Origin of the sequence: Pseudobutyrivibrio sp. UC1225 (genome assembly GCF_900115215.1) — a bacterium.
Taxonomy (GTDB): domain Bacteria; phylum Bacillota; class Clostridia; order Lachnospirales; family Lachnospiraceae; genus Pseudobutyrivibrio.
Window position 1 is genome coordinate 28,905 of record NZ_FOVQ01000007.1, and the last position, 25,424, is coordinate 54,328.

General features: G+C 39.3%; 10 protein-coding genes. 5 read left to right on the forward strand and 5 right to left on the reverse strand.

All coding sequences use genetic code 11. The features are described 5' to 3' along the window. Positions 1-158: 158 nt before the first annotated feature. The 4 genes from BMZ41_RS10020 to BMZ41_RS10035 all read left to right on the forward strand — a co-directional run bounded on the left by BMZ41_RS10020 (position 159) and on the right by BMZ41_RS10035 (position 15,257). The gene (locus BMZ41_RS10020; protein WP_090529239.1) at positions 159-11,345 is read left to right on the forward strand and encodes a fibronectin type III domain-containing protein; all 11,187 of its coding nucleotides are present in this window, start codon (positions 159-161) and stop codon (positions 11,343-11,345) included. A gap of 133 nt (positions 11,346-11,478) precedes the next feature. Continuing rightward, positions 11,479-12,657 (forward strand): class B sortase, encoded by a 1,179-nt coding sequence (locus tag BMZ41_RS10025; protein WP_090529242.1) that lies wholly within the window; start codon positions 11,479-11,481, stop codon positions 12,655-12,657. Between the two features lie 133 nt (positions 12,658-12,790). Beyond that, positions 12,791-14,599, forward strand: coding sequence for a hypothetical protein (locus BMZ41_RS10030; RefSeq protein WP_090529245.1), 1,809 nt, complete (start codon positions 12,791-12,793; stop codon positions 14,597-14,599). A 10-nt stretch (positions 14,600-14,609) separates the two neighbouring features. Continuing rightward, a complete protein-coding gene (locus BMZ41_RS10035; protein WP_143071341.1) occupies positions 14,610-15,257 on the forward strand; it encodes a lysoplasmalogenase family protein in 648 nt (215 codons plus the stop codon). A gap of 5 nt (positions 15,258-15,262) precedes the next feature. Here BMZ41_RS10035 and BMZ41_RS10040 read toward each other — a convergent pair whose 3' ends face one another. Next, entirely contained in the window at positions 15,263-17,815 is a 2,553-nt protein-coding gene (locus tag BMZ41_RS10040) for a hypothetical protein (RefSeq protein WP_090529252.1), read from the reverse strand. Positions 17,816-17,952: 137 nt separating this feature from the next. Between BMZ41_RS10040 and BMZ41_RS10045 the strand changes: the two genes are divergently transcribed. After that, positions 17,953-20,139, forward strand: a complete 2,187-nt coding sequence (locus tag BMZ41_RS10045) for an LTA synthase family protein (RefSeq protein WP_090529255.1) — start codon at positions 17,953-17,955, stop codon at positions 20,137-20,139. A gap of 48 nt (positions 20,140-20,187) precedes the next feature. Here the strand turns inward: BMZ41_RS10045 and BMZ41_RS10050 are convergent, their stop codons facing one another. The 4 genes from BMZ41_RS10050 to murC form a co-directional block, all read right to left on the reverse strand. Then, positions 20,188-21,366 (reverse strand): ribose-phosphate pyrophosphokinase, encoded by a 1,179-nt coding sequence (locus tag BMZ41_RS10050; protein WP_090169674.1) that lies wholly within the window; start codon positions 21,364-21,366, stop codon positions 20,188-20,190. Between the two features lie 26 nt (positions 21,367-21,392). Further along, positions 21,393-22,385 carry an ATP-binding protein gene (locus BMZ41_RS10055; protein ID WP_090169672.1) on the reverse strand — a complete coding sequence of 331 codons (993 nt, stop codon included), beginning with the start codon at positions 22,383-22,385 and terminating at the stop codon, positions 21,393-21,395. A 12-nt stretch (positions 22,386-22,397) separates the two neighbouring features. Next, on the reverse strand, positions 22,398-23,522 hold the full coding sequence (locus BMZ41_RS10060; protein WP_090529258.1) for a DnaD domain protein: 1,125 nt from the start codon (positions 23,520-23,522) through the stop codon (positions 22,398-22,400). A gap of 214 nt (positions 23,523-23,736) precedes the next feature. Then, positions 23,737-25,116, reverse strand: coding sequence for a UDP-N-acetylmuramate--L-alanine ligase (gene murC / locus BMZ41_RS10065; protein ID WP_090169668.1), 1,380 nt, complete (start codon positions 25,114-25,116; stop codon positions 23,737-23,739). Positions 25,117-25,424: the final 308 nt, after the last annotated feature.

Consider the following 25,424-nt stretch of genomic DNA (forward strand, 5'->3'; position numbering starts at 1 on the left):
ACCCCTTAACATTATAAAATTAATAACAATTACAGCCGATATTGAAAGTGTAGTAGTATATCTGCGTTTATTTTTGCGTGCAAAAATATCCCAGAAAGCTGCTAAATTTCAAGAAAGACATGGAATATGGGGTTTTTCATGTAAAGGGGAATTGGCCTATGAGAGAGAACTTAAACGCAATCAAAAGATTAGTGGCGTTTACGCTCACGGTTCTGTTGCTGGGAACAACTATCTGGAATGATGTGTTTGTAATAGCGACAGAAGAAAATCACTGCTCGGAGTATGTGGATGACCAGACTTATGCAGCCAACATACTTCAACCAGTTGGAGAAGGAGATGGATACTGCGATCACTGTGGTCAGGTAGAGCAGGCTCATGTTCATGCAGAAGAGGAACCTGTAGTCGAAGAAGATGCAGCAGTAGAAGAGGTGCAGTCAGCTGAAGACCCTTCAATAGAAGAGCCGGTTGAGGATATCACTGTGTCTGAAGAGCCACAGCCAGAGATTGAAAACACAGAAGAACCTGTGTCTGTTAGTGATGAAGAAATATCCCCAGAGGATACCCCTGTAATAGATGAAGAAACCCCAGATGAAGATATAGAAGAAACTGACGAAGAAGTTGAAGAGGACGAGGAAGAAGAGGACGAAGAGAAGGATAAAGAAGGCGAAGAGGAAGAATGCGAGCACGAATGGGAGTACGTTTCAAATAATGATGGTACTCATGTGAAGAAATGCTCTAAGTGTGGTGAGGAAAGTACAGAGGATTGTACTTTTAATGAGGATGGAAAGTGTATCCACTGCGGTTATGTGCAGGAAGAAGAATGCGAGCATGAGTGGGAATACATTTCTAATAACGACGGTACTCACATTAAGAGATGTAAGAAGTGTGGTGAAGAGATAACTGAGACTTGCCAGCTGGACGAGAATGGTATTTGCCACGACTGTCTGTATGAGGATGAGAGGCTGATTTATCAGGAGTTCTCAAAGACCTTCTATGGAATTAAAGTCATGGTTAAAGGTATGATTCCTCGTGGTGGTACAGTAGATATTTACTATGTAGGAACAAAGGCAGCAGAAAATAAAGTAAATGATAACATTGAAGAAGGAACCTTCAGGGCTTTTGCGGCTTATGATATCAACATTTACTACCGTGATGGAAGCAAGTATCAACCATCTTATGATGACAACACTGTAGAGGTTACTTTCTCTGGTGTGGATGAATTAGCAGAGACACCTGACGAAGAGATAATTGTCTATCGAATCGAAGAGGATAATTCCGTAACAGAGATTGAAGCTGATGTAGCTGGTGAAGAGGTTTCTTTCGAAGCTGAGCATTTCTCAGAATATGTAGTTGGTACAGAGGGAAGCTATTTAGCGCTCATGTCCCATGAAAGCTTTGCTGCAATAGCTACAGCATCAAGTGCAAAAAAATATACACGAGTTAAGTATGCATCATTTGATATGTATGCTATTGCAAATGTAGAGTATTCATTCAAGGCTAGTGTTTATAGAAATGTTGAAAATAAAAACAATCCGATAGTTGGAGAGCCAATCGCAGAGGGAGAGATTAATAATCTAAAAGTAACTACTACGGGTTGGACGACTGTGCAGATACCATTGAGTGAAAAAACAACTGGTGATGGATATATTGTAGCAGGTAATGATTATGCAATCGTTATTGATCATGAAGATTGTGAGGTAAATCTCGGTTATGCAAAGCAAGACAGGGGAGATTCTTACACTGTAGTAAAAGAGGGCGAAACATCATGGATTTGGGATAGTTTATGTGACAATGCACTCTATATCACAACAGCAGCAGTAGGTGATGTGGCAGCAACATTAGAGCTAGTTGATGAGCCAACAACAGATAGTTTTGAAAGCTTAAGCCTAGCTATAACAGACTCTAGAGCTAAGAAAATAGATAACACATACTATATTGCAAAAATGGGTGATTCTGAAGAAGGAATAACTGTTACCGCACAGTTAAATCCAAATGCAGAAAGAACAATTACTTGGTCTTTACCAGGTTCAACAACATCTGGAAAGACAACAACAAATCAATTCTTAGAGATTACTGCTGATAAACCGTTAACTGCAGTAATCAAAACAGTTAATTCTGGTGAAACCACAATTACTGCAAAGTATCGAAGTCTTGAAGCAGAAATTAGAATAGTTGTACTAAACATTAAAATTAATGGGGTAGAAGCTATAGGTGATACCCCTGCTTGTGGTGTGAAATATACCGGAAAAGCTATGACAAGCTCAGATGTGAGGGTGCAACTATACAAAGCTGACGCAGAGATTACGGGTAATAGTGTTTCGGTAAGTTTACCTCAGGACAAAAATGTAGGAATAAAAGATGTTACCGTTAATTATATAGTTGGAACAACTACGATATCGTTTGTGAGATATTTTACAATTGATCAAATAGATATTGGATATGTACTAACAGATGGTGGCCCAAATGCTTTTGCAAATGCCAAGTTTACCTTTGATGATAAAGGACAAGTCACAGCTGTTACGGATGTAAACACAAACAATATTCTTACGACAACTCCTGAATACGCTAAAGGAGATTTTACTGCTACTGTAACAAGCGTGAATGGTATTACATATACAATAAAGCTTGAAGGCTGTAATAACTTTACTGGTCAAGTATATGTTGATTATCAGCCGAGCGACATAACAACAGCATTAACTGTTGAACTAAGCACAAATTCAGCGTTGAAGAATTGTACATATAATGCTCAACCTGTAACCCTTACACCAGGACCAAGTAATAAAGGATGGACTGAATTGACATTCAGAAATTACAAGAGAGAGGTGGTTACAGATTTAGTTATATCTGGAGAAGGTGGAAATGCCACATATACCATTTATGATTACATGGATGGGTATGGGGCTGCAGACTATGCAAGAAATGGAAAAGAAGCCAGTCCAAAGACGGCAGGAAAAAAAGCAATTGTTGTAACCATAACAAGTGGTGGAGTTAGCGGTAGTGTTGCAACAGAGTTCACTATTGAAAAGGCTGAATTGGATAATACAGTAATAGAATGGACTAATGGTGGTGATGGTTCATTTTTACATGACCCTGATGGAAAACCTGTTGAACCAAAGCCAAGCGTAGATTTTGAAGTATATTTTAAGGGCGAAAATAATGGAGAGCTTGGGGCATTAGTTGATTCGACAGATTATGTAACAACATATCCATCTGATCACACAAATGTAGGATCAGATGCGATTCTAAAGATAACAGGTGCTGGTAAGAACTTTACAACGAGTTCTTATCTTACAAAACACTATACTATTAAACCTAATTTCCAAGTAGATGCTGTAGTGCGTATAAGCGAAAATGGAAATCATGATGGAAATAAAAAGAATAATTATGATACAGGCTACACAAGATATTATGACGGAGTAGTGCCTGCTACGGCTCCATCACCTACTGCGTTGTCGCCTAAGCTTACTGTGCGATTAGATAAAGATCTTGTATATAATCAAGACTACACATACGTAATATATGATTCATATACAAAAGGCGGCACAACTGAAGATATATCTCCTAAAGTAGGAACAAAGTATATTGTTATCACACCAATTAATGATTATGCAGGTAATACAGAAATAGTAGCAACATATAAAGTTGTTCCATTACCTCTATCAGAAATAGAAAACAATATTGTTTGGGGAACAAAAGCGAAGACTGACAAGACCTTTAATAATAGACCACATACATGGACAACAGCGATTAGTAGCGGATATATGTATTCCGCAAAGTCATTTAATAACAACATAGCAATAGACTGGGATACAGTTGCTAGTAACGATCCAGATTTAACAATAAAGCTTGGGGATAACTATCTTATTGAAGGAAAAGATTTCGAAATTGATTACGGAAGTGATTATGTAAATGCTGGCACAGTCACTCCAAGAATTGTTGGCAAGGGCAATTTCGAAGGATCGGTACTTAGTGGAAGTGCGTATAGATATACAATTAAACCAGCATCAATTACAAAGCCAGAGAGTGGAGAACCAGAGGCTAAGGCTAGCTTAGTCGGCATGGAAGATCTTACATTTGATGGACTTGCAAAGCATCCAGGTGTAAAAGTAGAAATTGGTACAACATTTTCTGAGGAATATAGCTATTCATCAGGAAACTTATCTAGTGCGAATTTTGATGTTGTATATGACGAGAAAACAAATAAGTCTCCTGGAACATCAACGATTACTATAAAAGGAAAGAATAATCTTACCGGTACAGCCATAGTTTCCTTTAACATTGGTACAAATACAGCTGAGTATAAAGAAATATATTTGAATGGAAGTGTTCAGGTAAATCTTACGAACGATAAACTTGGTGAAAACCCAATTAATAATTCAGACGGAAAACGCGTAGGATGGGAAAGATTATATAAATGCACAGCTATTGATGTTTATTACAAAGGAGAAAATCAGCCTATTACATTCCAGGTTTCTGTTATTGGAAAAGATGGAGTACCACTAACAAAAAATAAGGATTTTTCATACACATTTAAAAACAATACCTCTGTGTATGAGGATGATTTTGATGTAAGTACGACTCCTTACTCTGCACCTTATGTGAAAATTGTTGGTATAAATGATTATAAGAACAATAATGCAATTGTTTTCTTCAATATTAAGAGAAGAGAATTAACCGAGGATGATGTAGTTGTTACCTATAGGTATGATGGGGAAAAGGAAAGCTATCCTTATACTGGGGCAGATGTAGAGGTAGAAGACCTTGTTGTCAAGTTGAAGAATGATTCAACAGAATTGACAAAAGGAACTGATTATACAGTGACATATCCTGACAACATGAGTAAAACTACAGCTGGTGAAAAGAGCTTTACAATAAACTTTAAAGATAAATATACAGGAGAGGTGACAAAAGAGTACAGAGTAGGCTTGGATATTAAGGATGCCAGCGTGAAGATTTCTAACTGGTATGATGCAACAGATGTCTTTGATAACAAGACAGATAGTGGAAAGGTATTTGTTACAGAGTGGAGACAGCATGCTCCTATGGTTAGACTAAAATGGAGCAATGGTAAAGAAATCTTCATTAACGAAGCTACAGCCAGAGAGCCAATCTCAGCAGTAGATTTAGATACTACTCCTGGTTATACTGCAAATAATAATGCACAAGATATAACAGGTATTACAGTGACTGCTAACAGTAGTCTATTTGGTGCGCCTGCAGCAGATAAGGATATTTTCCGTTCTAGAGCCGCAGGTAATGATGAGCCAAACTATAATACTGTTACACTTTCTATTAGTCCAAGTGCGACACCTGCGGGCTATTATTGTAGTGAAGAAGGCGGAGTCCGTGAAATCAAGTACATGATTAAGCCTGTAAGTTTTGCAAAGCTCGAAAGTGCAAGCCATAAGGTATATACCACTCATACTGCATATTACGATTATTATGGTGGTGATATTCCAGTTACTATTGAGGGATATTTACAGAGTGGATCTACAAATAATGTCGCGACAAATTATGTATTGAAGGCAGGAGACTATAGCCCAGATCCATTTAAATTAGATGGAAATAATGATGTAAGTAATTCATATTCTAAGGCAATTCATGGTGTAGGTAACTTTACTGACCCTAGAGAGTTAACATTTACAATTAGACAGGGTTTGGTAAATGTTTATATTAAGAGGGAAGCTACTGATCCAAATACAAAGATATTACCTCTTAACCCAGATGCTGATACTACGGGGCCTACACTTACAACTACTGCTAATACAACTGCGTCTGAATGGCCATTTAATTTTTCAACAGCAAGAGGAGAGAATTACTTATATGATGGAGATGAGCATGTTCCAGATATAGTAATAAAGGCTGAAGATGGAGAAACTCCGTTAACAGAGGATGTTGATTACACGATAACAAAACCGGCTGACGTAACAAACATTGGAACTAAAGTTCTTACTATTAAAATTACTAACAATAACTATGTACAGGATACAATTAAAGTCACTTATGAAATCATGACAAATGACATTTCATCATTTGTCTGTGAGTTGAGCGATTTAAAGTATACAGCATCTACATACTCGCTTAATGATATTATAAATTCTATTGAAAACAAGAGCCTTACACTTAAAGTAAAGGAACCGGGAACAAATGGTAAGGAATTAGAAATAGGAAACGACTTCACTATAGTACAGGCTGCTAGTAAACTTGGTAAAATAAATACAGCATTGAGTACGAAATTAGGTAAGAATTTTAAGAGTATTCTTGAACCTTCTGAGTATGATGCACAAGACAATCCGCTATTCGTACCTTCTTATAAGTCGAACTATATCTTTATAGAAGGTAATGGTACATACAGCGGATACTGCGCTGTGCCATTTACTATTTACCTTGATATTAGCTCTCACAGCTCCTCGGCAGGTCTGGCCAGGGTATTTATGCCAGATTCTACATATACTCTAACGCAGGAAACACAGCATAATGTTCGTCCTACAATCATGTATAAGTCATCCTCTGGCGGAGAATATGATAGGACGATTAGTTATGATGGAGTTAATTCAACTGTATTGGTAGATAATAAATCAAAAAATGTATATACAATTAGCCGAGATAATGCAGGAAAAGTAGGTCCTGATGATACTCTTGCAGTAGTAGGTCAATATATATGCAAGGGTACTGCTACCTCTGTAAAATATGAATACGGGAATACTGTGTGCTTCGTTGAGGATTTAGATAAAGCAGGTCTTAGTATGAATCCTTCTATTTACGATTACACAGGTAACACCGGAGTAGATTCCATTCAGCCAGTAATAAAGGGACTATTAGGTACTAAGGGTACAGATTATGAACTGACATACACATATAAAAAGTATAAAACAGATTCAGATTTTATAACTCCTAATCCTAACGAAGTAGTTGATGCTGGATATTATAATGTAAAAATTAGTGCCACAAGTACAAGTAAATACTATTCAAATAATACAAATACAACGCTTGAATTCTACGTAAAATATAATCTTTCTACAGCTACTATGGCTTTTATAAATCCGGATACGGGTCTACCAGAGGATAGCGTGGAGTATACAGGCGCTGCAATAGATATGACGAAGCGAGTAATAGTTACTGTGAAAGATACAGGTGATTTGTACGAATATGGTCAGAATGGACATAATATCGATTTAGTACAGGTAAAAGAAAGTGATAGGTCTATTACAAATATTGCTGAACACCGAATTACGGTTATACCTAAAGATACTGAGCTTGTAAGATCTAATACTAGTCTGACTAAGAGCTTCTATATTACAGAGGTATCGCTGAAAACAAAGGCTACATTTGAGTTTGATGAAAATGTGACAAACTTACATTATACAGGCGGTCCGATTGAACCAAAGGTAAAGGGATATATTACATTAACAAACAAGGCACTAGTGCAGGGACAGGACTATCGTGTTAGCTATACAAACAATACCAGTGCGTCTGGCACTAATTCAGCTGGTGTAAGAATCACAGGCCTTGGCTCATATGCTTGTCCTACATTTACTACAAATTTAACATTCACTATTAAGCCACTAGATTTATCAGATTCATCGGTTGAAATTGAAGTAGGGGAAGCAACTTATAACGGATACTATATTAATCCAGAAGATATTGACATGGATAACCCAGATAAGGGTTATGCAACAGTAAGACCGACTTATGCTCTGTATTGTACAGATTCTAAGGGTGTAAGACGTCAGTTGCTAGAGGAAAAGGGTAACATTACAAATGGCGATTGGAAGGCGTTGGATTGGACATATAACTATACCGCTAAGGAGAAAACTGATGAAACGACCAGCTCAGGAATAATAGCATCTAAAGCACCTTACTTTAGAATTCAGCCAGGTTCTTCTGGAAATCTTGCAGGTGAACGTTTAGCTTCATTTACTATAAAAAAGCGTGATGTTAGTAGTGGCTCAGTTACGATTGCACAAAGAACAGCTGAATACACAGGAGGAGCTATTGATGTATCCAATGTTGTAAAATTGACAATACCTTATACAAATCCTAAGACCGGCAACACATTTAACGTACCACTTACACAGCAAGGTGCATATAGTGTGGTAGGAGATAATTATGATTATGAGGTAACTGTTACTAAAGATGGCAATCATTATCCTGATGGAAAAATTTATGAAACAGGTGTATATCAGATTAAAATATCAGGAAAACATAACTGTGAGGGTGAAAGAGAAGAGACTTTTGAAATAACACCTAGGTCTCTCTCAAATAATTTCCATTACTACTATAAGTCTTCAGATAGCTCATTCTACCCAAAGAATTGGGAGAGCTGTTATATACCAAGTGCAGATAGTACAACGACTCCTAAGTACGAGGTAGAAGATACATCCGATACGACAGGACTTAAGATATCAATAGATGATGTACCAAAGATTAATTCACCTGAGTATCCGAACAATAAGCCTAGCATTACTATTTGGGATAAAGGTGCTATAGTTATCACCCAAAATTCCGATGGTACGACTTCTCAAAAGCAAGGTAGAGAGCTGGTACAAGATGTGGACTATAAGGTGACTCCACAGAATAACTCAGGAGCAGGCTCTGCTGGCTGGAAGAAGAATGGTACATCAAAGGTTAATGCTGATATAGCTGATGGTTCACCATATGTAATTATTGAAGGTATGGGTAATTACAAGGATTCCATCAATATCCCTTATAACATTGGTAAGAATATTAATAATCAGGAATGGAAGATTACGTTTAAGGCTAGTCAGGAATATGAATATAAACCACTAAAGGCAGAAGAGCCATATAATCTTACCTTTGAATACAATGGCAAGAGTCAAAAACCTACTGTAACAGTAAGGGATAAGAATGGTTATGCTACTCTTGCAAGAGGTACAGACTACGAAGTAACCTTTACTGACAAGGATGGAAATGAAGATGCTATAACCAACGCTGGATACAAGTACGTAACCATCACAGGTATAGGTGATTACTGCGGAACTATCAAGCAGATATACAGTATTACCAGAAAAGGCGTTAATGCGATTGCATATACTCATAATGAGTATTTGCCTAATATAGGATCATTTACAAATGAGAGCCCAATGAAGGCTACAAGTGATGGCACAGGTTCTGGTACTGACATATTGGAGTTCTCTTTATCTGGCAGCAATATTGCCACATTTACAGAAACTACTGCAAAGAAGTATCTGTATGACACTAATATAGTTCCGACAGACGATTATAAGAAGTTCATTGGATATTATTACGTCAAGTATGATGGAACCGACTTTGTCCCTACGGTTACCGTAAAGGATAAGACATTATCAGATCTTATTATCGATAATGATGCAGATTTAAAGCCTATTACTCTTGATACCATTGAGAATGCGTCAAAGGCTTCTACATTTAAATATGATGATGTGGCTAAGGAGTGGAAGCTTGATACCTATTGTGATGTAAAGATTGAATTTAAGGTACAAGCTACAGATTCAACAGAAGCAGCCAATGAAACTGCAGAACAATCAATTAGTACTGGAATAGGAAATTACTATGTTCCTAAGAACAGTGCAGCGTTCCATATTCGCTACATCCTGATACCAGACAAATTTGATGAGAAGACCTTTACAGTCACATTTAAGAATGAGCATGATGGTAACAAGTATAAGTATACTGGTGCTGAACAGGAGCCAGATATTCTTGTAAAGGTAGGAACAAAGGAGCTTGTAGAGGACACAGACTATACAGTACAGTACAAGAATAATTTATATCCAGGCGAGGCTTCTGTCGTAATTACTGGTATTAATAACTATGCTCTGAAAGAGAATGTAGTAACAAAAACATTCACCATCTATGGAGACTTGAGTGATACGGTGGCATATTATCTGGACACACATGATACTGATGATGAAAGTGATGACACTTTTGTGAGATCAGACAAGCCTGTCCAGCAATATACAGGAACATATATCACTTATGGTGAGCCAGAAATCTACCTGTTCTTTGATCCAGACAGGCGAGGAGTAAGCAAAGAATTAGCTCTTAAGCATGAGAACACTGCCACTGAGAAAGCAGCTTATTCCGCTACAGGACACAGACCAATTAATAATACTGATGAGTATTCATTAGGAGGTTACGTAACATATACTGGTCTGGCTCCATATTGGACAGGTGAAAAGGAAATACAGTACAGCGTAGAATTTAATGCTGATGATGTAAAGATTGGGAACTTAGAGGATTCTTATACTTACACTGGCTTCAATATTATTCCTGACTTTAAGATAAGTGTATCTACTGCTACTGTAACAAAGACTGAGATTTCTAAGAATGACGAACCATATACTGAGTTTAAAGAAAATGATCTTTCTAACTTTGAAGCATTAGAGAAGGATTACTTCAAGACGCCAGGTAAGTTCAAAGTCAGATTGTCATACCAGATTGGCGATAGCAGTGACAAGAAGGGACAGGCTGAGGGTGAATACGAGATTGTGCCAGTAAATATTAATTCTGCTAATGTGAAGGTTCTCTATTCAAGTAAGCAGAGATATACAGGAAAGCGTGTAAAACCATCTGTTATTGCATACATTGCGTCTACAAACCTTAGGACAAATCAGAGTCAGATGTATGATTTGACGAAGGATAAGGATTACACCATAGACTACAATGAGAGTAATCAGAATGGAAATATTGAAAATGTAGGCTTAATGTATATCAAGGGTATTACAAGCAACTATGTTACTGGTACAAGACCAGAGGTCTTTGATATTGTACTTGGAAGTATCACAGGACTTGGAGTTATTGAGAACACAGGAACCACTGTGACAATTAAGTGGAATAGAGAGATTTATTCATCTGGAACTGAATTGATGCTCCAAAAGATGAATAGTAGTGGAACATATATAGATTGCTATAGCAGTCCGGTTAAGACTACTGGCACTACTAACACCTATAAATTTACAGGTCTTGCAAGTAGTACAAATTATAGGGTACAGGCGAGAGCATATGTAAATGGAAATCAGAATAAGGGTGTTATTAGCACACTTAAAGTACCTACTGGAGTGGCTACCACAGATATTACTGTTACAAGCAATGCATCACAATCTGCTACTATTAAGTGGGATAATTATGGAGATGCAACACTCTACTACATCTACAGAGCTGAAACAGCAACAGATACTGGTTCTATAGTTGCAATAGTTCCAACCAACATTACCTCTCAACAGTTTACAAATACTAACCTGACTAGTGGTAAGACGTATTACTACTACGTTGTGGGATATTATTTGAATAACGCAGAATTAACGAGAATTAATGAATCACCACACATGGATGTAACAGTTAAGTAAATAGTGGTTTCTAGGGGCGGCCAGATGGCCGCTCCTATTTTTATATGGGTAAAAAAGAAAAATATGTGGATTTTATGCAATTATTGATTAGAACTGCTAAAATAAAGAAAAAGTATATGGGGCGTATTAATGTATGGCGGAAAACAAAAGGTTCATCATAGGTGGCTTCGAGTTTGAGACCTACTATGAGTACAGAGCAGCACAGGAGGATGTAAAGAAAATAGAGTGCATCAATGCGGAGCTTGATATTCAAGATCCTGAGGTTGCTTTGCGCCTTTATAACGATATTCGTGACGGTATTATTACCTTCAATAGCCCAATAGGAAAGCAGTATGTAGACCACGTGGCAGACATCGTAGCAAATAAGTCTGCAGGTATGCTTGATGATAGGGAAATCATAGAGGAAGCAGCAGGAAAGGCTAAGAGTTCTAGGCTCTTTGGCCTTATTTTTGTGGGTATTGCAGCAGTGTTAATAGTTATCTTTGCAGGCATCGAGATAAAAGAGATTGCTGAGACCAGAAAAATCGCTAAGTTACAGGAAAGTGTCCAAAAAGCATCGAACACTAATAATTCACAAAATAACGTTAAAATTGATAATGAAATTGACGATATAGGTACTGTAGAGGATTCAAATGCAGGTCAGAGTGAGGAAAATAACTCACCTGCCAAAGTCATTGAGGAAGATTTAATCAACAGTCCATGGGATACACACTACGTGGAAGGTGAAAGAGTAATTCTTCCAGAGCTCACAGAACTATATTCGGCAAATCATGATTTGGTAGGGGTTTTAGAGATAGTAGATACTGACATCAACTATCCAGTTGTTCAGACTCCAAATGACCCAGAATATTATCTTCGCAGGGATTTTTATGGCAACGATAGCACAGGCGGCACTTTATTTGTGGACTATCGATGCGACATATTAAACCCAACCACCAATACCATTATCTACGGTCACAACATGCGTAAAGGAACAATGTTTGGTGGTTTGAAGCGATACCTGAATTATGATTACTATCAGGCACACAAAAAGATAATATTTAAAACACTCTATGAAGAACAGGAATATGAGGTTGTAGGAGTAGGTTTATCAGAAGTGGGATATGACGATGATGACACCTACAAATACTACGATTTTATCGACGCCATAACTGGTGCTGAGCTTCAGGAGTTTTTAGATAACATCCAGCGTTTATCTGCATTTGATGAGACTATCGATATTTCAAGCACTGATAAAATATTGACTCTCAGCACGTGTAATACTTATAAGGAAGACGGCAGAATGTTCATCGTAGCAAAGAGAGTCAAATGATTGACACTTTAATGTATGCCTTGATATTTGGGGTGGGGATGCTATGGTGAAAAAAGGATTTTTTAAAAAGACAGGATGTATTCTAATTAGCGCGTCTATTATTCTCGCGGGCTTCACGTTTTTGGGAAGTACCGTGTCTGAAGCGGAAGGTACCTATACTGATGGTGTGTATACGGCTACTGGTGGTGAAACAATTACTTCAAGTTCGCTAAACACTAATCAAAAAAGCGCCTTAGAAAAGGTTTATTCAACTGGAGACCTTACTATTGGAGAGAGTGTATTAAAAGGTTGTCCTTCTTTAACACAAGTTTATGTTGAGGGTAATTTAACATTAAATAGATTGTCACTGGCAGATAACCAAAGTTTAAACACTGTATATGTTACAGGAAATCTTTATGGAGCAGATGGAACCACATTCCAAGGAAGTGATGGAGTAAGTATTACTATTGCTGGACAGAGTCCTGGTTCTGGATATTACATGGAGGATGGTGTTCTCTATAAAGACAACACTCTTGTATATGTATCATGGAGTGCTGGGTCAAGAGTAGAAGTTCGTACAGGAACTAAAGGGATTATGGCTCACGCATTTGATAACAGTGCTGTAACAGAACTGGTTTTTAAGAATGGTGGTGCAGATTTAATTAACGAGGGAGGCTTTGGCGTTCATGATAATTGGCCTCTTGCCGGAACTGTATGCTACGCATATGGCTCAACTGAGACATCAGCAACAGAAGTAACAGATTTCTTCACAAAAAGATGTAGAACTGCAGGAACAGATAATATCCAGTATGATTCTGGTGGAAGCGGCGGAGGTGGAAGCTCCGATCCTGAAGAAGAGTTTTCATATACAATAATTAAGAAGTTTATGTCTAAGGATGGAGTTGAGGATTCTACTAAGTATTCTTCTCAGTCATATGGTCCATATACAACAGCACAAACAGTAACAGTACCTACCTACACTGATTACACAGTTGTTGTATATAAGGACAATGTTCAGACAAGCGGAACCTCATTTACAGTATCAACTGACACAACCTTTAGATTTGAATATACAGCCACAGTTGATGAGCCATCTGACCCAAGTGATTCCGGTGACCCAACTCCTACAGGTTCACCGACACCTACAGGTTCGCCAACACCTACAGGTACACCTTCAAATGGTAAAATGTACACCGTTACTGTAGTGGACGAGTTCTACAAATCTGATATGTCAACCATGACAAAGACCATTACTCGTTCAACAAACAAGTATACTGATGGAGCATCATATTCATTCAGTCCTACAAGCTATACAGGCTATTCACACTGGGGCGGAAGGAATGAATCAGGTGTTGTACATGGTGATATGAAGGTTTACTTCTTCTATAAGCCTACTGATGGTAAGTCAGCGACTACAGCTGCAGCAACTACAGGCACAAATAATACACCTGGAATTACTGCAAGCGCAGAGGCACAGACCACTAACAAATATGTTGTTACCAAGGGCGGTGGCCAGGTAATAGCTCAGAATAACGGCGATGTCGTAATTGTCTGCAACGGTGAGTTAAGTAAATTGTTATATATCCTGATGGATGGTGCCGTACTTAACAGCGCTAACTACACATTAGCATCAGGTTCAACAATATTAACACTAAAGAAAGATTATGTAGCAACCCTTTCACCTGGAGATCACGTAGTGCAGTTCCAGTATGATGATGGATACGCATTGACAGGACTTAAGGTGGTAGGCTCAAAGGCTACAACAACAGTTTCATATAAGATAAGCTCAGATGGTTCTATTTCATCTGGTCATACTAAGGATACTACCCCTAAGACGGCGGATGGATTCGACGCCAGATATCTGCTATGCATTGCAATATTCCTTCTTGGCGCCGGTTCAATACTTATGGGAAGACAGAGAAAGCTGGAGATGATTTTGGCAGACCAGCGAGAAGACTATTAAGGTGGAGAAAATGATTATCGAGACTATTATTTACGTGGCACTGTTAATTGCATTATTTTCAGTATGTGATAATAGCTTATCAAGGAGGTACTATGTCCCTTTAAAGGTGGTATGTAGTGCCTCCTTTTTAGTGATTCTTTGGATTAATCAGTGCTTTTCACAGAAGCTGTGGTTGCTGTTCTGGGCGCTTCTAGCATGCTTTGTAGGAGACCTGCTGATGGGCCTGTTCAATACATACATGAGAAAACAGTTTATGGCTCTGGGAATCATTGCATTTATGCTTGGCCATGTTGGACTGCTCAATTATATGTGCAGGATAACAGAGGACACCAGCATATGGGTATTCATTCTGCCAATAGTGGTTTGTCTGCTTTTGGTGTGGATGAAAAAGGCATGGCATCTTCATATGGGACGTTTACTTGTACCATGCCTGATATACTGCTATTTCGTCACTACAATGACTTTTAAAGCTATTGAGTGTGGAATGGCGGGTATGGGAGAAATAGCCTGCGCAGGAGTTTTGTTCCTGCTGAGTGATTTTACCATCTTATTTTTGTACTTCTTCCATTTTCCAGACAAAAAAAATAAGAGACTTGTCCATTTCGTAAATCTAGCGACATACTACATGGCAATTCTCTTATTTATATTCAGCCTTTAGGCTATTTATTGTAAGTAGCTTACAAATACGTTACCAAATGATGCGAAATAGTCCGTGGCCTCGGTCATGGACATTTTTGCGTTTTGTCCCTTGATAGGGTCGAAGTAAATGATGGTTGAGGCATCATAGCCTATTATCAGTACGGCAGTGTCTTCGCCGGTGTAAGCGTAGACTGGAGTGCCGTTGTTTACATAATAGAGAACTTCTGAAAGGCTTGCGCCTGTTAAGTCAAGGATGGTGTAATCCTTGAGTGTCTTTGTGAGTATGGAAATAGGGGTCTCACCATTCTCTAAGAGAGTGTGAACCTGAACATTTTCACCCTCGTGAACAAGCATTGCTGACAGTGCTCTTGCTGAGCCACTTGCCTCGTAATCGCTGGAACCGATTGTGATAGGGCTGATGGAATTCTGATAAGCCTTACGACCTCGCTTCCATATATATTTTGGCTCGTTATCAAGGACGATGCCCATTTCCGTATCTGCCATGGCGATGGCATCGATAAGATTATCGGTAGCAAGCTTTACCTTGTTACCAACATAAACAAAGTACTGTGTAGAGCTGGTAGCCGATGCAACAGAGATACTGTGGTTTTCATCAGCAAGTACTAAATCTGTAACATCATATTTAATCTTACCTAGCTTTTCATCTTCTTCGAGAGGGGTCATATTCAGTACGACTACCTGCTGTTTTACATCGTCTATCTCGGTAGTGATAGGAACGGCCTTGTTCTGCTCGCCGGCACTGTTTTTGATAGTGTCTTCTGGTGCAGCAAGAATGTTGCCGTCTTCGTCTATCTGGATTCTGTCAAGATAGATAGTATAGGACTGAAGGCTAACATCTGAGATGTATAAGCCCGCCTTTTTGTAATTCATCAACTGGCGCTCAGAACCACTGGTGATATCAGCAATGGTGAGAGAATACATAGGGTAAACCTTTGAACCCGCGCCATCAGTGGTGATGTCGTCTTTGTATATACGGCCGTAAATCAGATCCTCATCCATAAAGGCTAGTGGACGAAGGAGCTGGCCGGAATCAGCTGTTATATCGAAGGAGTGTCCAGTCTCCAAATCGATGATGTGGATAGCATCGGAAACGGTGGCATCCTCCATCCAGGCGAGATAACGACGTGAACCTGAGGAAGCGTACTGGCGATCATCAAGACCAGTAAGAAGCTCCTTAGTGGTCAAATCGTTAAGGTTCATATATAGAAGAGTTCCATTTACCATGATGTAGAACTCGTTGTCAGCTGTCTCATATAAAAGGTCTGAGAAGTTGGCGTTCAATATCTGGAAGGAGCTGGTAGATGGAATGAATACCTGCTCTGTGGAGATATTGGTGATGGCGTCGTAGTGATAAAGGTTGATACCGCACAAGCCCTCGTGTGGGCCTGAATTCATGTAGCCGTAAACTACGTAATCCATGGTACCAGACTCATCGATATTAAGAATGAGTACCTGATGCTGGTCGTAGGTAGAACGATTGTCGGTAGGGTCGTCCACGAAGCTGAAAATCTGCTTTACCTGACGGTCTGTCTGATTGTACTGGTAAAGGCTGCCGTTCTGCACGAAGGATACGATGGTGCCAGTCTCGTTTGAAAGGTACTGAACATCGGTATCAGTTATACCTATATTAACAAGGTTGTTTTCGATGGAGATGGAATTCTTATCCAGAATCTGCTCCATTGTACGGTCGTAAGCAAGGAGATAGAGGCGGTCTGCTGTATAGCGGATACGATAGTCCTCAGTACAGGTGTAATATTCCTGCTTGCCGTTGTTATCAAGATTAAGTGTGTAGCCAAGTGTAAGGCTGATATAGCTGGAACTGATATCAGTGAGGGCTACATTTGTTTCACCCACCTGTTTAGCTTTAAAAGTACCATAGGAAATCTGAGAAAGATTTGAATTGATAGTTACATGACTCAAATCCTGATTTGCCATGGATGGCTTTGGCTCGATATAAGTGGATAAATCAGAGGCATCCTCTGAAAGAGCTGTATGATGGAAGTACTGAGCAAAATCCAGAATCTCTTCCTCGTTACAACCCTGTGGCTGCATGATACGTGTGTAATAGTAAATCTTGTTAGAATTACTGGTGAGGGTGATTACCAAGAGATATTCTTCGTTGGCATCAATAAGGTTCTCAGCCTGAAAGCCTGCGGTGAGTACACCGTTCTTGCTCTTATATTTCAGTGCATTTTTGGAAATGTTACGCTGTGTATCCAGAGAGCGTATCTCATAGGAAAGACCATCGATGTCGTAATCATTGGTGTCTATAGATAAGGAAATGTTACGCTGGTCATCCAAAGGAATGATGGCATCTCTCATGTAGGCTGGATCCATCTCGGACAAATAGCCGTGGAGCTCTGTGGTAGCATCATTGAGATAATTTACCCTGACAACAGGCAGGGTAGGAGATGCTTGCTTAGAGATTTCCATGGTCTCAGATACATTAGTTATGATTTCAAAAAATACAAGGGAAGCTACAAAAACGACGAATAAAATGGCTATTCGCTGGATTATTTTGGTAGGAATCCCCTTTTTATAGAATTGTAATTTCATTAAGGACTCGCTTTCTTGCTTAATAAAAAATAAAGTGATATAATCCGTGAGATTAAAACACATAAGTATAATAGCATTAATTTTTAGTACTGTCTTGCTAAATTAAGATAGATGAGATTTTTTATATCGGAGGATTCATGAAGAAAGTACTTAAAAAAATAAAAGCCGGTTTTAGTTGGCTTGGTAATAATATAAAGAAACCATTCATAAAGCTTGCTAATTCAAAGGCTGTTCAGGGGTATCTTGGCTCTAAATTCCACAGAACCTGGCTTGCTCTTTGGGATAAATATGCATTTTGGATGCACATACCACTTGCGATGGCCATCATATTCCTTATGGAGTGGATGTCACGCCATTCTTTTACAGCGGCATGTACATTTGTATCAGATCACACAGGTCCTTACTTATTTAATTCATATTGCGTATTCGTAGCATTATCAATTGTATTTCTCAGTAAGAGAAGAGGCTGGTGGCGAGTATTCATCAGCATGGTATTTATAATTCTTGGAATTATAAACTGCGTCATTTTGTTGAACCGAGTATCACCTTTTGGTTATACAGATTTATATATGATTAGTGACCTGCTTACAATGCAGGATTCCAACTACTTCTCAGCCCAGCAGGCTATGCTGACCATTATCGCATTGATTGTCTACATTATAATAATGAGCATTTATGCAGCCCGTGGTCCTAAGAAGGAAGATGGAAAGCCATTCTGGCAGAGATTGATACTTGTAGTTGCTTTATTCGTATCACTTTATCCATCGACAATTCTTCTTAGAAATGCCGGAATCATGACATCATATTTCGGAAACCTTGCACAGGGATACCTTGATTATGGTTATTTATATGGCTTCTCCACATCCGTTTTAGACAGAGGTATGAACAGACCTTTCGGATATTCGGAGGCTAAAATCGATACAATTCTTGAGAATGACGGAGCCTATATCCAGACGCTCCAGACAGCAGATGGAACAAGACCTAATATAGTAGTTATCCTTTTAGAGTCTTTCTACGATGTTTCAGAGTGTAAGTTCCTTGAGACAAGCGAGGACCCAATTCCATTTATTCATTCATTGGAGCAAAACTACTCCACAGGACATTGTATCGTGCCTGTAGTTGGTGCCGGTACCTGTAACTCAGAGTTCGAGGTTCTTACAGGTCTCAGTTGTAACTTCTTTGGACCAGGTGAGTATCCACAGAAGACTATCCTTAAGGAAGTAGATGTAGAAAGCTACGCCGATGTACTTAATGAGATTGGTTACACATCTCACGTAGTTCATAACAATGGTGGTAACTTCTATTCAAGAAAGAACGCATTCTCCCAGATGGGATTTGATACCTTCACCTCGAAGGAACTATTAGATATTACAGAGTACACACCGCTTGGCAACTGGCCTACAGATGATATTCTTTTACCAGCTACCATTGATGCTATGGATACCACAGAGGGCAGCGATTTTATCTACACAATCACTGTAGAGGGACACGGCTCTTATCCAGAGTACGAGGTCGAGAAGAATCCTGAAATCAAGGTTAAAGCCAACGGTAAGACTGAAGGACAGAATTACGCTTGGGAATACTATGTAAACCGTATTCACAACGTAGACGATTTTATCAAGCAGTACATTCAGGCCTTTGATGAGCGTGGAGAGGACACTATCGTTATCATGTTTGGTGATCACCTCCCAACAATGGGTCTTACAAATGACGAAGTTACAACAGGCGATTTATACAAGACAAAGTATTTCACATGGAATAACTTTGGAATGGAAAAGAATGATATGGATCTTACTTCATATCAGCTTGTATCAGAGTATTTAAACAGACTTGGTATCCACAATGGAAACATTAATGGATATCACCAGACAGCAATGGCAGCAGGTAAGAAATACGGTACCAGCGAGTACATGAACGACCTTAGAATGCTTCAGTACGACATTATGTATGGTGACCGCTATACATATAAGGCAGGCAAAGAATACAAGGCTTCTGACATCGTTATGGGTGTTAATGAGGTAAATGTAGACAGCGCATATTTCTTCAATGGGAAGCTTCACATTTACGGCGATGAATTCACCAAATGGTCGAAGGTATTCGTCAACGACGAACAGGTTTCTACAAAGTATGAATCTGGTCAGGTACTTACAATAAATGCTAAAGACGTTAAGAATGGTGACAAGATTAAGGTTTGCCAGGTCGGAAGCTCAAATACAATCTTCCGTGAATCCAACGAGTACGTGGTCTATGATCCACACTATGTTGAGGAAACTGAGGAAGAGTCAATAGAAGATGGCGAGGCTGAAGCTGATTCAGCTGACTAAAGGCATAAAAAAAGGCTCCGCACAATATGTGCGGGGCCTTTAGTGTTTTTAGTATTCGCCGTTTTTGTAACGTGTGATGAGCTTTTCGATACGTCCATATGGATTGAGGAGCTCTGAGATTGAGCACTCGTGATTGAGAGTATCGATGATGTATGCGATGTACTTAGACATATCGCACTTGATGAAGTAGTCTTTGCTCTGAACTTCTTCTGGAAGGTATGTAAGGTTTGTTGTAACAACACGATAGATAATGCCGTCTGCAACAGCTTTATCGAACTTATCCATTCCGTTTGTGAAGAGTCCGAATGTGGCTACTACGAAGATACGCTTTGCGTTGCGCTTCTTAAGCTCTGTAGCTACATCTATCATTGATTCGCCAGAAGAAATCATATCATCTACGATGATAACGTCCTTACCAGCAACGTCATTTCCAAGGAATTCGTGAGCGACGATAGGATTACGTCCATCTACGATGCGGCTGTAATCACGACGCTTGTAGAACATACCAACATTAACACCTAAAACAGATGCCATGTAAACAGCACGCTTTGTACCACCCTCATCTGGTGAGATAATCATAAGATTATCGTTATCAAGCTTTAAGTCCTTGCAGTTCTTAAAGATGCCCTTAAGGAACTGGTATGTAGGTGAAACTGTCTCAAAGCTGTGAAGTGGAATCGCATTCTGAACACGTGGGTCGTGAGCATCAAATGTGATGATGTTATCAACACCCATGTTAACGAGCTCCTGAAGTGCCATAGCACAATCAAGGGATTCACGAGCACTTCTACGGTGCTGACGTCCTTCGTAAAGGAATGGGATAATAACAGTAATGCGCTTTGCTTTTCCCATAGCTGCTGCGATGATACGCTTTAAATCGCAGAAGATATCATCTGGACTCATGTGGTTCTCATGACCACAAACAGTGTAAGTAAGGCTGTAATTTGTAACATCAACAAGGATGTATAAATCAAGTCCACGTACAGACTGCTTAATAATACCCTTTGCTTCGCCTGAACCGAAACGTGGGCAATCGGCATCAACAATGTAGGAATCACTACGGTAACCTGCTAGAGTGATAATAGACTGGTCGCTTTTACGCTCCTGTCTCCACTTAAGAAGGTAGTCATTAACTCGCTCCGAGATGGCTGTACAGCTCTTGTGTGGAATTAATCCAAGCTCAGCCATAGGTGGTGTGTTTTCCAACACGATTTCATTATTTGGCATTGTTTGCTCCTTGAAAGATATTTTATTTATTTATTCATCATTACTTTCTTAATACGAATATCATCTCCAATGAGCCTGATGGCATCATAATATGAAAATACTCGCGAAGTAATTCTTTCACTGTAAGTATCTCTCATTTCTTCGAGAGAAAGGTTTGTGGAAATCACTGTGGATTTGTTTCTGAGCAATCTTTCATTTAAGCACTGGAATAGCTTTGTAATAGTGAAATTATTAGGAAATTCAGTGCCGAGGTCGTCGATGATGAGCAGGTCACAATCAAAAATCTGATCGTGTAAATCCTCAACATTAACGTGTTTTTTGAAAGTCTGATCCTCAAATACTTTGAATAGCTCAGAGGCTGTAAAGTAAATAACAGATATGCCTTCGTCTAATAGCGCCTTAGCTATGCAGTTGGAAAGAAAGGTTTTACCGCAACCAGTCTGTCCAAGCAACATTAAATTACCACCTTTTGTCTTGAAATTTTGCACAAAGTTTTGCGCTCTTTCTAGGGCTATTTGTGCAGTAGCCCTTGCGCTGACGTCAGAATTACCCTCATAGTAATTTTCGTCGTATACATTTAAGTCAAAATAGTCGAAATTTTCCTTTGAAAGGATGTTGCTGATGTTAGACTGCTTGTAAACAAGATTGATAGCAGCCTGCTTGAAGCAGTGGCAACGTTTTCCATCTACATAACCTGTGTCCTTGCAATCAGGACAGTCGTATGGTGGCTCAAGATAATCAGCAGGAAAACCTGCCGATTCCATAAGATTAACGCGGCGCTTTTTTAATTCTGAGAGCCTTTTTCTTGACTCTGCAGCCGCCGTCTGAATATCGCTGCCGCTGAAGATGGCAGTGATAGAAGATACTGAAACCTTTGAAACTTCTTCATCTAACTGTGAAAGAGCAGGAATAGCTGAGTAAACCTCATCAGTACGGTAAGCAACGATTTGATTGTTTCGGGCCTGCTTGTGGTTGTACTGACGCATAAGAGCATCATACTGTTCATTAGTTAATGCCATATGTATTCCCCCTTAGTTTCCTAATAATTTTTTCTCTAATTCAACGTAATTATAATCTCTCTGTGAGAAATTCTGGAACTTTGTTGTGTTCTTTGGCTTTGCAGCTGCGCTACCATTAGTTCCATTATTTCTTGCACGTGCAGCTGAAGAAATGTTAGCTACATTTGCCATGCTGTGCTCATAATCAAGTCTTTCAACGTCTGCCATTGTTCTGACGCCTGACTTGTGCCAGCTTGTGATGATGGAATCGGCATACTGGAAGGATGCTTTGTTAGTCTGCAGAATAGTGCGCTTGCAGGCTTCGCTAATTAAATCAAGATCCATTCCGTATAAACCTGACCATTTATTAACGAAGTTGAGCTCTGACTCAACTAATACTCTTCCTGAAATACCGAAAGACTTCATTACAGAGTATACAAGGTTGTTACGTGCGCTTGATGTGCTGATAGCCTCGTCTACTGTAGTGATGCCGTCCTCAGCCCAGTTGCGAGCAACGGTGTCCATGTAATGGAAGCTGCTGTGTCCACCGCCGATGCAGGTCTCTACAAGGTATTGGATAAGATCCACTGAGAAGTGGAGGCTGTCATACCAGAATAGAAGGGTGGTTGTGTCGCTGATAGACAGTGGTCGCTTCAGATAAGTCTGAATAGCGAAAATCATATCCTCCACCTGTGAGTCTTCACTAAATGCTCTGAGCTGGTCAGGGCTGTAGCTTGGTTTCGTCTCAGCGGTGTATACAGAAGCAATATTGTTGGTCGCTGTAGTAGTGACGCGAGCAGCCTTGTTCATGGATGTAATGTTGGATATGACAGGACTCTCTGTTCTGCCATATCCATTTCCATTCACATCGACTAAGTAGATTCCAGAAAGCTCATTATCTGAAGAATACTCAAGGCGAAGCAGGCCTACTTTCTCCCAATAAGTAAAGGCACGCATTACGTCTTTTTCTGTGTGGTCTAAACAGTCCGCCAACTGCGAGATGGAAAATTCGAATCCATCTCTAGTAAGACAACGAAGCAGATAAAGGTAAACCTTAACATATTCTCCATTGGCGTCTTTCATGAAATCGTCTATGAAAGTATTTGAAACACAGGTGAAGCCTGTGCTTCCAGTTGTGTGCAACATGATGTCAGCCATAAATTATTCATCTCCCTCTTTACTATGTGGCAAATTATAGCAAAGTCACATTGAAAAGAAAAGGCTCTGAAGTCCCGAAACCCTTGTAAATAAAGGGTTTGTGAGGATTGTGGATAATGTGGAAAAGTGTCCCCAATGTAGCAAAAAAGGGATAAAAAAATCCACATTTCTTTGTGGGGAAAATACCTCAAAAAAATGTGGATAATGTGGATAACTAATTCTTAAGTAGATTTTCGCCTACTAAATACACGTCTCCGGCTCCCATAGTTATCAACAAGTCATTGTTTAAAAGATTTTTTTTCAAAAATTTTTCACAGGCGTCAAATGTGCCTAAATAATGGGCTTCTGTTCCAAGCTTTTCAAGACGGTCTGCAATGTCCTTTGAGCTGACTCCGTAAATGTCTGGCTCGCGGGCTGCGTAAATGTCTGGAAGGATAACTAAATCAGCGGCGCTTAAAGCCTCTGCGAAATCATCTAATAAACTAAGTGTACGTGTGTAAGTATGTGACTGGAAGCAAACCACTACACGGTTGTGTGGGTAGTTTGCTGCAGCTGCAAGGCTGGCACGAATCTCTGTTGGGTGATGTGCATAGTCATCAATAACAGTAGCTCCGTTGTAAGTGCCCTTAAGCTCAAAACGACGATGTGCACCGCCAAACTTTGAAAGACCAGTTTTGATACATTCATAATCAACACCCATCTCAATGCAAAGTACAATAGCTGAAAGTGCATTGCTGATGTTGTGGTCTCCAGGTACGTGAAGAGTGATTCTTTCAAGGGCCTGTCCCTTGTAAACAGGTACGAAGCTTGCAAAGCCCTTCTCGTCGTAACTTATATCAGTAGGAACAATATCTGCTTCACCGTGAAGAGCGTAGGTGATTACCTTACATTTAAGGCCTTCTGTGAAGTAGGAAGTATTTTCAATCTCATTATTGATAATAAGGATTCCGTTTTCAGAAGTGTTTTCAGCGAACTGTCTGAAGGATGCACGAACATTATCAAGGTTCTTGAAGAAATCAAGATGGTCTGCTTCTACATTAAGAATGATGTTGTACTTAGGGAAGAAGCTGTGGAAGCTGTTTGTGTATTCACAAGCCTCTGCTACGAAGACATCACTGTTACCAACATGAACATTGCTGTGGATAGCGTCAAGAATAGCACCAACTGTAATAGTAGGTTCTGTTGATGTCTCAAGGAGAATCTGACTAACCATTGAAGTGGTAGTAGTCTTTCCGTGTGTACCAGCAACTGTGATGGACTCGCTGTAGTTTGCCATGATTTCACCAAGAAGCTCTGCACGTGTAAGCATTGGCTTTCCTGAAGCCTTTGCCGCCATAAGCTCTGGATTATCTTCTGAAATAGCTGCTGTGTAAACAATTAAATCAATATCCTCTGTGATATTAGAAGCAGCCTGTGGGTAATTAACCTTTGCTCCGAGAGCCTCAAGGTGCTTAGTTAAATCAGAGGAATCTCTGTCTGAACCAGAAATAGTAAATCCTGCTCCAAGAAGAATCTCAGCAAGACCGCTCATGCTGATACCACCGATTCCGATAAAGTGGACGTGGATTTTGTTATTAAAATCAATTTTATACATTGTTTTTTCTTCCTTCTTTTCTTATTAAAGAATACCTCCCCTACAATACCCCCAATTGCGTCTACATTCAAGGGTCAAGTTGGTAAAAATCATGGATTATTTTAGTGAATATGACGGTGAATTGTCAAATAATTAACGAGTATATCGTAAAAAATTAGAATAATATTGCGTGTAAATTATCACTTTGTTATACTAAATGCATAAGAGTGTAGAATTCGTTAAATTTTACAACTTTTAATGGGGAGTGCTAGAGTTCTTTTTAATTGGCACATCCTTGACGGACACCATGAGAAAGGCAGATGAAAAAG

What these genes read in the sequence shown, in the direction of transcription:
- BMZ41_RS10020 (WP_090529239.1), top strand. Translation starts at nt 159, where the DNA reads ATGAGAGAGAACTTAAACGCAATCAAAAGATTAGTGGCGTTTACGCTC.
- BMZ41_RS10025 (WP_090529242.1), top strand. Translation starts at nt 11,479, where the DNA reads ATGGCGGAAAACAAAAGGTTCATCATAGGTGGCTTCGAGTTTGAGACC.
- BMZ41_RS10055 (WP_090169672.1), bottom strand. Translation starts at nt 22,385, where the DNA reads ATGGCATTAACTAATGAACAGTATGATGCTCTTATGCGTCAGTACAAC.
- BMZ41_RS10035 (WP_143071341.1), top strand. Translation starts at nt 14,610, where the DNA reads ATGATTATCGAGACTATTATTTACGTGGCACTGTTAATTGCATTATTT.
- BMZ41_RS10060 (WP_090529258.1), bottom strand. Translation starts at nt 23,522, where the DNA reads ATGGCTGACATCATGTTGCACACAACTGGAAGCACAGGCTTCACCTGT.
- BMZ41_RS10045 (WP_090529255.1), top strand. Translation starts at nt 17,953, where the DNA reads ATGAAGAAAGTACTTAAAAAAATAAAAGCCGGTTTTAGTTGGCTTGGT.
- BMZ41_RS10050 (WP_090169674.1), bottom strand. Translation starts at nt 21,366, where the DNA reads ATGCCAAATAATGAAATCGTGTTGGAAAACACACCACCTATGGCTGAG.
- BMZ41_RS10040 (WP_090529252.1), bottom strand. Translation starts at nt 17,815, where the DNA reads ATGAAATTACAATTCTATAAAAAGGGGATTCCTACCAAAATAATCCAG.
- murC (WP_090169668.1), bottom strand. Translation starts at nt 25,116, where the DNA reads ATGTATAAAATTGATTTTAATAACAAAATCCACGTCCACTTTATCGGA.